Annotated in this window: 8 protein-coding genes; 5 read left to right on the top strand and 3 right to left on the bottom strand. The window is 63.4% G+C overall.

The annotated features are described in order from the left end of the window. Nucleotides 1-81: 81 nt before the first annotated feature. From BUS42_RS12340 to BUS42_RS45060, 3 genes are all read left to right on the top strand, one after another. Complete coding sequence (locus BUS42_RS12340) at nt 82-1293, top strand: DUF1559 domain-containing protein (protein ID WP_074307168.1); 1212 nt, start codon at nt 82-84, stop codon at nt 1291-1293. Nucleotides 1294-1994: 701 nt separating this feature from the next. Next, nucleotides 1995-3575 (top strand): BamA/OMP85 family outer membrane protein, encoded by a 1581-nt coding sequence (locus BUS42_RS45065; protein ID WP_254053460.1) that lies wholly within the window; start codon nt 1995-1997, stop codon nt 3573-3575. A gap of 44 nt (nt 3576-3619) precedes the next feature. Next, nucleotides 3620-4801, top strand: a complete 1182-nt coding sequence (locus BUS42_RS45060) for a BamA/OMP85 family outer membrane protein (protein ID WP_254053459.1) — start codon at nt 3620-3622, stop codon at nt 4799-4801. A 275-nt stretch (nt 4802-5076) separates the two neighbouring features. Here the strand turns inward: BUS42_RS45060 and BUS42_RS12330 are convergent, their stop codons facing one another. From BUS42_RS12330 to BUS42_RS12320, 3 genes are all read right to left on the bottom strand, one after another. Next, nucleotides 5077-5607: an adenine phosphoribosyltransferase gene (locus BUS42_RS12330; protein ID WP_074307167.1), complete on the bottom strand. Its 531-nt coding sequence runs from the start codon at nt 5605-5607 to the stop codon at nt 5077-5079. Between the two features lie 175 nt (nt 5608-5782). Further along, the gene (locus BUS42_RS12325; RefSeq protein ID WP_074307166.1) at nt 5783-6529 is read right to left on the bottom strand and encodes a DUF6655 family protein; all 747 of its coding nucleotides are present in this window, start codon (nt 6527-6529) and stop codon (nt 5783-5785) included. A gap of 624 nt (nt 6530-7153) precedes the next feature. Continuing rightward, complete coding sequence (locus tag BUS42_RS12320) at nt 7154-8434, bottom strand: peptidylprolyl isomerase (RefSeq protein WP_074307165.1); 1281 nt, start codon at nt 8432-8434, stop codon at nt 7154-7156. A gap of 242 nt (nt 8435-8676) precedes the next feature. Between BUS42_RS12320 and ggt the strand changes: the two genes are divergently transcribed. Together ggt and BUS42_RS12310 are read left to right on the top strand one after the other, a co-directional pair. Then, a complete protein-coding gene (ggt, locus tag BUS42_RS12315; RefSeq protein ID WP_254053458.1) occupies nt 8677-10452 on the top strand; it encodes a gamma-glutamyltransferase in 1776 nt (591 codons plus the stop codon). Nucleotides 10453-10868: 416 nt separating this feature from the next. Continuing rightward, the gene (locus tag BUS42_RS12310) at nt 10869-11012 is read left to right on the top strand and encodes a hypothetical protein (RefSeq protein WP_254053457.1); all 144 of its coding nucleotides are present in this window, start codon (nt 10869-10871) and stop codon (nt 11010-11012) included. Nucleotides 11013-11111: the final 99 nt, after the last annotated feature.

Here is an 11111-nt window from a genome sequence, read left to right as displayed (position 1 = left end):
TTGTCCTGGGGGACGCGCAGTCGCTAGAATATGAGGTCAACTCCCGTCGTCCTTACCGCGCCAGTCAGAAAGGACCCCTTTATGCTTCACCGCCGACGCCAACGTCTTGGTTTTACGCTGATTGAGTTGCTGGTGGTTATCAGCATCATCGGCGTCCTGGTTGGGCTGCTGCTACCAGCGGTCAACGCCGCACGCGAAGCGGGCCGCCGGACCCAGTGCGTCAACAACATGCGGAACCTCGGTCTGGCCCTGATCAACTTTGCGTCGTCCAAGAATTCGTTCCCGAACGCCGGAACGTTCAATGAGACGGCGACGACCGGCCTCGTCGCGGATTCGACGATTACCAATTCCTTGTCGGCCACGGCGTCCACGCAGGTGACGAACTGGCTGTCGAATTGGGTGGTGGACATCTTGCCCTATCTCGACCAGCAGGATCTTGCCAATGCGTGGGATCATACACTGCCCTACTATTACCCAACGAGTAACATCACGGGGCAACCCGCGAATCTGTCGATTGGCAACAACGCTCTTGGGGTCCTGCGCTGCCCTGACGACACCTCGGCCCAACCTGGCCAAGGGAACCTGAGCTATGTGGTCAACGGTGGCTTTTCGCTTTTCCACGGCTCTTCCACCAGCTTTACGGCCGGCCTACCGAACTCGGCCACCCCGGCTCCTGGCTTTGTGGCGTTGGATTGGGGGCAACCCGTGGCGCAGCGGCTCGGTGTGATGTTCCTCGGCACGTCGGCAGGTAGTTTCCCTTGGGATGCCAAAACCACGCCCAGCGGCATCACCGACGGTGCCAGTAACACGCTCCTAATCAGTGAGAATACCTTGGCCGGTTTCGATACTGGCGGTACGTATTCTGGTGGCAAAGCCACCAATTGGGCCTGCCCCCTTCCGAACTACTGTATGTTCATCGGCTCGCCTAACGTTTGTGGGACGGCCACGGCTGGTGCATCGCTGAAATGCGGGGCGTCTAACACGCTGAACGCGTACGTGACACCGGCGACGCCGAATGACAGTAGCACCTTATGGAAGCAGGCCAATGCCAATAGCGCCACCAACGGCGATTACATCAACGGTGGTCAGAATGCGGTGATCAAGGGGTCATACCCCTTCTCGAACAGCGGTCACCCCTCTGGCTGCAACATGGTCTTCTGCGGCGGTGAGGCCCGGTTCATTAGCTCGACCATCGATGGGACGGTCTATGCCAAGATGATCACACCGGCGGGTAGCAAGCTGCCCCTCGGGATTCGCCAGTTGCCGCTCAGCCAGGACGCCTTCGCGAACTGATCTTTGTTCTGTTCGGGACGACGGGAGTCGTTGGCGTCGCGGAATGGCGCGGGAGATTGCCCACCAGGGGGCGGCCGGAAGGCCGTCTCAAGGTGGGTTTTTTTGTTGCGCGGAGGTTGGGGTGGTCCAGGCTGTACGTCACAGGCAAGCGGGGATTGTGGGTGGGGGATGGACGACTGGACGTTCGCCTCTCAGGCCGAGTGGGGGAGGGGCGCTTCCAGGCTTGGTGACTTTGATATGAGGCGGGCGGAAGACAGGGAGCTGACGCTCCCCGCTCGCCTTTAAGAGGCGAGCGAAAGCAGGAAGGGGGGGGAGTTCGCCGGTTGGGAGGGTGGTACGAGGGGGGAGTGGCCTGGTTTTGGTGTGGTTCTGAAAAATGTTTCAGATGGGCGCGGGAAGATCCGGGGTTGCGGGTTCCCGTTAACTCGGGTACAAGGCCTCGCACATGTCGCCGTCGAACTCAAGCTGGCCCCATGGAAGGGAACGGCTTGGACCCGGAAGGTTTGCGATCCGCACTTCGCATGCACGCGGGGTTGGGTTGGAGATCCACTCAGGGAGCTCCATTCCACACGTCTGTCTTGTCTGTTCCGGGAAGAATCGGCTTCGCCATACGAAATGCCGTCCCGACCACTTGCCTCTCTCTCAGCCAGGTGGTTGCGGCGACTCGACTTCTCTCTTATCGGTTCGGGGACAATTCTCACATGACACGCGGCGTCATGATGGTTCCGCCGGTGCCAAGGAAGGCCCCGGCGGCTCGAGCAGCCAGACTCGGGGCGTTCCTTCGGATTGTCCTCGCACTGGCCTTCGTTGCGCAAGCCTTTGCTCCGGCCCAACTCGCTTGGGCCGCCAAGGAAAACGCGCTCCCCGAAGGGCCCATTGTCGAGGTCCGTGTCGAGGGGAACGTCTCGATCACCTCCGACCAGGTCCGCGCCAAAATCCTCAGTCGGGAAGGGAGTCAGCTCGATCAGGATCGGATCGACGCCGACATCCAGACGTTGCTCGGGACCAAGTGGTTCTCCGACGTCTCCCCCTACTTCGACAAGTCCACCGACGGCAAGGGATTCATCCTCACCTTCGTCGTCAGGGAGCTCCCCGTCCTCTCCCACGTCGAGTTCCGAGGGCTCAAGCACCTCAAGCTCAAAGACGTTGAGGAGAACACGGGGCTCAAGAAGGGGAACCGAGCCGACGCGGCCCGCACCCAGCTCGCGGTCGACCAGATCCGCCGGCTCTATGCCGAAAAGGGGTACGACTCGGCCGAGGTCACGCTGCTCGAAGGGGGAGAACGCGGCCAGACTCGGGTCGTGATGCAGATCTTCGAGGGCGAGAAGCACACGGTCGGCGGGATCGACTTCGTCGGCAACGTCTTCTCCACCGACGCGACGCTACGGACCAAGATCACCAGCAAGGTCGCGATCCTCGGCCTGATCGGTGGCAAGTACCACCGCGATAACCTCGAGGAGGACGTCCGCAAGCTCACGGAATACTATCAAGGGCAGGGGTTTGTGGAGGTGAAGGTCACACCCGTGACCCGGCCTGGCTCCAGCCTCGGTGACTTGCGGATCACCTACGTCATCTCGGAAGGGACCCGGTACAAGGTCCGCAACGTCGAGTTCAAGGGGAACAAGAAGCTCTCGACGGCCAAGCTCAAGGAAGGGTTGCTGCTCCACTCGGGCCAGCCCATCCTCGACACGCTCAAAGAGACTGACCGCAAGAACTTGATGACGAAATACTATGAGATTGGCTGCATCCAGACGATGATCCGGCCCGAGCCCAAGTACACCGAGGTGCCGGGCGTCGTCGACCTCGTCTACGAGATCGAGGAAGGGGAACCCTATCTCCTGGGTGACCTGATCATCCGAGGCAATGATCGGACCAAGGACAAGGTCATCCGCCGCGAGGCACTGATGGCCGGGTTCCTGCCCGGCGAAGTGCTCAACCTCAACCGGATGGACACGTTCAAGCAGCGGTTGGGGAACACGGGATACTTCGTCATGTCGCCCGAGATGGGCGGCAAGCCGATCGACATGAAGATCATCAATCACCGGCCCGCCGAGCGGCCGTACGGGGATGGAATGATCCCCGACCTGACCGACGGCGCGACGACCCGGATGCAGGACCCCGGTCCCGAGCCCCCTGCGCTTCCTCCGCCGGTGCTGGCGGACCCGCCGGCCGACACCGGCCCGGGTGGTCTCGAGCCGTTCGGAGCGGGGGGACGTTCGCTCCGCCGCCCGACGTCCCGCCGATCGACGTTCCGTCGAACCCGCTTGCGCCGGCCCCCATAATCGTGCCGCCCGGCGCGGGCCCTGCGAGCGGTGTGCCGAGCACGGTGTCCCCGACTCCTCCGATCGGAGCGGGTGAGCCGCCCGGGATGGAGCCGAGCATTCCCGGCATGAACATGACCGACGTCGGGCCCGACCGTCAGGACCCGTTCCCAAACCGATCGTTTGCCGACGTCGTGACCTCGGTCAGCGAAGCCCCTACCGGCCGGTTCATGGCCGGCATCGGGGCCAGCGGATTCCAGGGGCTCAACGGTAGCCTGACGATCACCGAGAAGAACTTCGACATTTTTAACGTCCCGCGCAACCTGGATGACATCACCAGCGGCAAGGCGTTTCGGGGCGCTGGGCAGGATTTTCAGGTCTCGCTGATGGCGGGCACCCTGATCAACCGGTTCACGGTCAGCTTGCGTGACCCGTACCTCTTCGACCTGCCGATCGGCGGCGGTGCCTCGGGCTACCTGTTCCAGCGCGTTTATCCCGACTGGACGGAGAGCCGCGGTGGCGGCCGGTTCTCGCTCGGCCGGCAGTTCGGCACCTCAACGTATGCCGACGTGGCGTTCCGGATCGAGGACGTCAACTTCAACGGCTATCGGACCCCGGCCCCGGCCGAGTACCTGGCGGCGACCGGTCATACGACGCTCGCCACCCTGCGCCCGACCTTGCGGTACGATAACCGGAACTCGCCGTTCCTGCCGAATAAAGGGCAGTACCTCGAACTCTCGTTCGAGCAAGGATGGGGTTCGTTCACGTATCCGAAAGCCGAGATCGAGGGTCGAACTTACTTCACGACCGGCTCACGCCCCGATGGTTCCGGCCCGCGGATCCTCTCGTTCCGCGGCCACTTCGGCGTCACCGGCCGAGACACGCCGGTCTACGAGCGGTTCTTCGCCGGTTACCTGGGCAGCCTTCGCGGCTTCCAGTACCGCGGTGTCGGCCCGCACGTCCTCGGCTCGAACATCGGCGGTACGATGATGGCGATCGGCTCGGTTGAGTATATGTTCCCGCTGATCGCGAGCGATGCGCTTCGCCAGGTCGTCTTCACCGACTTCGGTACCGTGGAGAATGGGTACAGCTTCACCAACGTCCGTGCCTCGGTCGGCACCGGCCTCCGCCTGACCCTCCCCCAGTTCGGCCCGCTCCCGATCTCGATCGACCTCGCCTTCCCCGTCGCCAAGGCCCCCGGCGATAAGGTCAACTACTTCAACTTCTCGATCGGTGCCGTCTATTGATGATCGTTGGGATTCGCTCGCCGTACAGCGGATTCCCGACGCGATGCGCACGCTCTCATCGGTGCAACCGGCCTGCCACCGTACAGGTCAGGAAGTGCGGGGAGGACGGTTCACCGAACTTGTAGCGACTTCGACCTATCACGTGTGCCTCGGAATGAGCCGACGACGCGGAGCGTCGAAGACGGCATTCCCACGCGGAGCGTGGGAACGAGGGAATGCGGGAACGAGGGTATAAATCGATTCGGTATTCGCTCGCCTTACAAGGGCGAGCGAAATCAATAGATGATCAAGCTGGAGACTTCGCACGGCTCGAGCATTTCCCGGCCCTTCAGGAAGCTGAGCTCGACGACGAAGGCGCAAGCGACCACCTCTGCGCCGGTTTGCTGGACCAGGTCGTGGCAGGCCCGCATGGTGCCGCCGGTGGCGAGGACGTCGTCCAGCAGCAGGACTCGCTGGCCCGGGCCGACGGCGTCGTCGTGCATCTCGAGCCGATCGGTGCCGTACTCGAGGGCGTACTCGAGGGAGACGGTCTGATACGGGAGCTTGCCCGGCTTGCGGATCGGCACGAACGCGACGCCCAACGCGAGCGCCAGCGGCGCTCCGAAGATGAAGCCACGCGCTTCGGCCGCGGCCACGGCGTCGATCTTGCGTCCCGCGAACTGCTCCGCGAGCTGGTCGATGACCGCGCGGAAGACCTTGGGCGCGCTCAGTAACGGGGTGATGTCCTTGAACAGGATGCCGGGCTTGGGGAAGTCAGGGACGTCGCGGATCCAGTCGCGCGGGTCGATGGAGGCCAGTGCGGACATTGCGAGTCAAGCTCCGGAGGCAGCGAAAGAAGGCGGGCAAGGGGAGAGGAGAGCCCCCTTTCCCCAGGTCCATTACCCTCAATCCTACCTCGAAACCGCTTCCACGGCACGCGTAAGCGGTGGCTCTCCGCGAGAATCTGGGATCCTCGGGCGTGAAGTTATGAGGGCGGGACGATCAAGGCATGAACGAGTCGAGGTCGGAGGCGGACTGCCTGAGGGCGGCGGGATCGGACGGACTGTTTTGCCGACCGGCTCGGCCTGCTTCGTCCCCGCCGGCTTCAGAAGTGAGCGGGAGCTTGATCCCGATGAACTCGGTCCCGCCGCGGATCGTCCCCCCTTGAATCGGGCCGACTCCGCCGACGTACGTGTCCTTGGCGCTTGAGGTGGCCAGGATCGTTCCCGAGCTCCAGACGAACTGGCCGCTGGCGCGGTCATAAGCGAACAGGGCGAGCTTGGCCATCCCTTGCTGGTTGCTCTTCTTGATGAACGGCATCTCGGGGATCGTCCCCGCCGGGATCCCGGGGAGGGTGGGGGGGACGGCGGTCTGAGGGATGCCAATTAAGAGGTTATGCTCGTCGGTGCCGTACACACCGACCCGCGCCTCGACGATCCATTGCGCCTGTTCGGCCTTGGTTCGCAACAGGACGCCCTGGGTGAGCATCGACTGGCGGAGGCTGGAGACGACCCAGCCTTGGTCGACGGCCGTGATATTGGTGGTGTCGAGGAAGACAGGGACACCGGTCAGCGGCCGGAAGTCGATTTTCTGAAGCGCGGAGTCCCAGGCATTGGTGAGCAGAAGCTGCTCGGTGCCGGTTCGGGGCGTGTTGGTCGTTTTGACGGTCCCGCAACCGTGGACCGCGGCGAGTCCGAGAGCCATGAGCGAGCGGACCAGGCGTCCCGCTCCCTTCGCATTCTTCGACATGGTCTCATGCCTCGCACTTCGGAACCTTCAACGGATGAGCCCGCTGTCGACGATCAGGGCCGGAAGGAAGTGACGTATCTTGATGAGACCGTAGCAAGGATACCGGGATCTCGTTCCCACGCTCTGCGCTATGCCTTACCCACAAGTCGCAATCTTCTAACCGACAAGGCATTGCGTCTCTAAAACCGAAGACTTTCGGAGTCGCCCGGGAGGAGTCGCCAGTAGCGAACGGCAAAAAACGCCGAGGAATTCAGCTGTAGATCGGTCAAATCGTTAATCGTTTAATTCGGAAAAATCAGCGAATTCTGCCCGATGTAACTTCTGGCTAAGCCTTTAGACGGATTCAACTTGTGGGTAAGGTATAGCGCTCTGCGTGGGAATGCCGTCTTCGACGCTCCGCGTCGTCTTCCCCGGCGGGTGGCGCCGCAGAGCGGCCAGAACGGCAAAGCCGAGGACGCAGAGCGTCCAAGACTTCATTCCCACGGGGGACCGTGGGAACGAGTCGCGAGAGGCTTCCTAGCCCTGGATCGGGTCGTAGAACAAAAAGCCGCGCCCCTGTCCGTTTCTTTTCCCTCGCGATGAAGGAGTCGGGCAAGGGCGCGTTGGATTGAGGGAGCGATCCAATCAACGCTTGACGGGAGCTCGCTTGAGCGATTCCACCTGATTGACGACGTCGGCCGAGGCGGCGGCGGGAGTCGGCAGCTTGGGCGCGTTGGCCTGAGCGGCCTTCGGCTGGGCCCCCGCCTGATCCTGGGCGCCGCTCGGGTCGCTCATCAATTGGACGTTGGCGTCGAGCTGATTGTCGGGCAGCTTCTCGTTGGCGAGCTTGACGTGTCCGGTCAGCTTGTTGTCGATCGAGGCGGAATCCATCAGGTCGCCGAAGGTCGTGGTCATCGCCTCCTTGAGCTTGACCTCGTAGATCATGTCATAAACGTTCTTGCGGATCCGTTCATCCTTGGGGTTGGCGTTCTTGTTGCCTTCGATGATCCCCTCGCGCTTGAGGATGATCCAGGTCGATTCGGCCACCTGAATCGGCCCGGTGAAATCACCGTCCTTGGGCTTGTGCGAGGGGTCCTTGTCCAGGGTATCGCCGTCGACCAGTTGGCGGAACGCCGCGTCGGAGACGTTTCGGGGATGGGCGTGCCGGGAGATCGGCTCGGCGAGCAGGCCACCGAGCGACCGACTGCCTGCGTCCATCGAACGCTCCTGGGCGAGCTTCTCGAACCCGCCCGGGTTCTTGCGGAGCTCTTCCCAGATTCCCTGGGCCGCGGGGAGCTTGTCGACCATGATCAGGCGGCAGCGAATCTTCTCGCCGTACTGGGCCTCGAACGAATCACGCATGTCTTCGGCGGTAATCTGCACCCGGTTGTTGGCCAGCTTACGGAGCGCCAGGGCCGGATAAATGATATCGCGGGCGTACTGGGTCGGGCTGATGTTCCGCTCCTTGGCGAGCGTCCTCAGCCAGGCTTCGCGGCCGACGTGGGCGACGTTCTGGGCGACGTTCTCGATTTCGTTGTCGATCTCGACGGCCGTCACTTCCAGCTTCTTGGCTCGGAGCGCCTGGTCGATCAGGCTGCGGGCGATCAGGGTGTCGAGGATCTCCTCCCCTTGTCGCGCAACGCATTCGTCGGCCAGTTGCTGCCGGCTGATCTTCTGGCCGTTGACCGTGGCGATCGCATCTTCCGGGTTGACCGGGATCCGCGTCATCTCGAGCTTAGGGACGTCGTCTTGCTTGTAGGCGGCGGGCGGGGCCTGGTCCTTGCTCGGAGCCGCCTCGGCTTTTTTCGCCGGTTTCCCTCGACCGAGGAAACCATCGGCTATTGCCTCGGAATGATCAAAGGCCCCGACAGAGGCCAGGGTGAACAACATCGCTTGGCTCACTCGACCGCGCGTCCATGCGACCATTGCGAAGCATCTCCTTCAGCCGTTGGGGCCGTGCCGGAAAAGATTCATTCAAGTTCCGGAACATATCGGCCGGGACTCTAGACGGTCGTGCCGATTCGGTCAACCTCGCTTTTTCCACGCGGTCGATCGATCGACGGCCGCCACGCTCGCGCCTGGGGAGCCCGTCCGCCTTCGAGACGCGGCTCAGCGCGTCGTGCTAAGATGGTTCCCGCCAGAGGATGACGTTGATAGGAGCGATGGACATGGACACCGGGTGGAGGGGCGTGATGCGAGGGATGGGCCGGGTGAGTGGCGGGCTGGTGTTGGCCTTGATTGCGCTACTTGCGTTGATTAGCGATGCGCGCGGTCAGATCTTCTCCAAACACGTCGTCGTCTCTCAGGAGGGACATGCGTCGGACGTCGGCCGCGACGTGATGCGAAACGGCGGCAACGCGTTCGACGCGGCCGTGGCGACCGCGTTCGCGCTGGCGGTGACGCATCCGTCGGCGGGCAACCTCGGGGGCGGTGGCTTCCTGGTCGCCTATCGCGCCGAGAGTCGCGAAGTGCTCACGTTCGACTTCCGCGAGATGGCGCCGCAAGCCGCGGACTCAAAAATGTACCTCGGCCCCAACGGCCTCCCGGTCCCCCACCATCGCGCCGGGGCGAAAGCGGCCGGCGTCCCGGGGACGGTGCGTGGGCTCGGCCTGATCCATGCCCGGATCGGCAAGTTGCCCTGGCCCGACCTGGTCCGTCCCGCCGCCCGGCTCGCTCGCGAGGGGTTCCCCGTCTCCGAAACCCTCGCCAAGTCGCTCAACCAGCAACTCTTCTCGAAAGGCCGCCTTGAGCCCGGCGGCAAGGACGACCTGGGGCCGGGCTCGGACCGGCTCGCCGGTTTCCCGGAGTCGATCGAAGCGTTCGCCAAGCCGGACCGCACCCCCTGGCAGGCCGGCGAGCGGCTCACTCAGCGCGACCTGGCCGACACGCTCGACCGGATCGCCAACGAGGGCCCGGACGAGTTCTACAAGGGCCGCACCGCGCAAATCCTGGCGAGCTACATGACCGAGCATGGCGGCCTGGTGACGCTCGACGACTTGAAGGCGTATCGGGCCCGGGAACGTGCGCCGATCCACTCGACGTTCCGCGGCTTCGACGTCTACGGCATGGGCCCCCCCGCCTCCGGTGGAATTCTCCTGGCCGAGATGCTCAACATCCTCGAGCGCTTTGACCTCAAGGCCGACGGCCCGCAAGCGCCTCAGACCTTGCAACGCGTGACCGAGGCGATGCGCCGCGGCTTCTTCACCCGGGCGACCGAGATCGCCGACCCCGACTTCGTGAACGTGCCAGTCGCCAAGCTGATCTCGAAGGCCTACGCCGACGAGCTCGCCCGCTCGATCACCGACCGCGCCACGCCGAGCGCCGAGCTCGCCCCGTTCCCGGTGCTCTCGGCGGAGGGGAGTGACACCACCCACCTCTCGACGATCGACGGCGACGGCAACGCCGCCTCACTGACTTATACCTTGGAAGAAGGGTACGGCTCGAAGGCGGTGGTCGCGGGGGCCGGCTTCCTGCTCAACAACGAGATGGGGGATTTCAACCTCGTGCCCGGCCGGACCGACTCCCGGGGCCGGATCGGCACGCCGGCGAATCTGATCGAACCCCGAAAGCGCATGCTGAGCTCGCAGACGCCGACGATCATCTTGAAAGAGGGTCAAGTTCGGCTCGTCACGGGTTCGCCTGGCGGCCGTACCATTCCCAACACCGTGTTGTGGGTCGTGCTCAACAACCTCGAGTTTCAACTCGAGCCGAGAGAGTCGGTCGATGCGGTCCGAACTCATCACGCCTGGTTCCCCGATCTGGTGGCCCTGGAAGGGAACACCTGGCCGGTGGCGACGCGCGCGGCCTTGGAGAAGTTGGGCTATCGTTTGCGCCTTGGAGGAATCCAAGGCGATGCGCACACGATCGCCGTCGACCCCACGACGGGCCGCCGCCACGGTGTTGCCGACCGCCGTCGAGAGACCTCACGCGCCTCGGGGGACTAGCCCTAGCCGAGCCAGGCGGGTTGAGCCTGACAGGTGCGTCGGAGAACGGCCGCCTGAGCCGAGCGATTGGACTCAGGGCGGCGGCCGTGCGCACTTGCGTTCGGTGTTGATGGTCAATGTTCCGAAACCCTCGAAGAACTGGCTCAGTTTTTCCGAGTTGGAGAAAAATCGCGGTGAGGTTGGCCTAAAAACTCGATGAATACGTAGTGAATGAGGAGTGTGGGTTGCGATGGGCCGGAGTGACTTCGGTCATTGACGGCTCACGATGGTGCGAGATCACGAATCGAGCCTTGAGTTCGCATGAAGGTGTCTCGGTGCGGCGAGCGCTGCATCATGGGGAGTCGACTCCAATGTCCCAGGGGTTGAGGTCAGTGAGTCCGACAATCTTGCTTCGCATCAGCGACGGAACGTTTCACATGCATCGTTCCTTCAACGATTTCAATCAGGCCGTCTTCAGCGCCGAGGCGTACGCGGGGGCTGGATTCTCGGTCTCGATGATCTCGGCGACCGGTCGATTCCTGATGGGATTCGACTCGCGTGGCGAGCGAGTCGCGGTGTAAAGCCAGCGCCGGTCCCTTCCCAAGAGTCCGCCCCGCCGAGGGCGGGCGCATCGAGCCTACCGTTTGGTAGGCTCTTTGCTTTTTCGCGGCGACCCGCTA

Origin of the sequence: Singulisphaera sp. GP187 (assembly GCF_900129635.1) — a bacterium.
Lineage (GTDB): Bacteria > Planctomycetota > Planctomycetia > Isosphaerales > Isosphaeraceae > Singulisphaera.
Note: the sequence above shows the minus strand (reverse complement) of the source record. Positions and strands in the feature narration are given on the sequence as shown.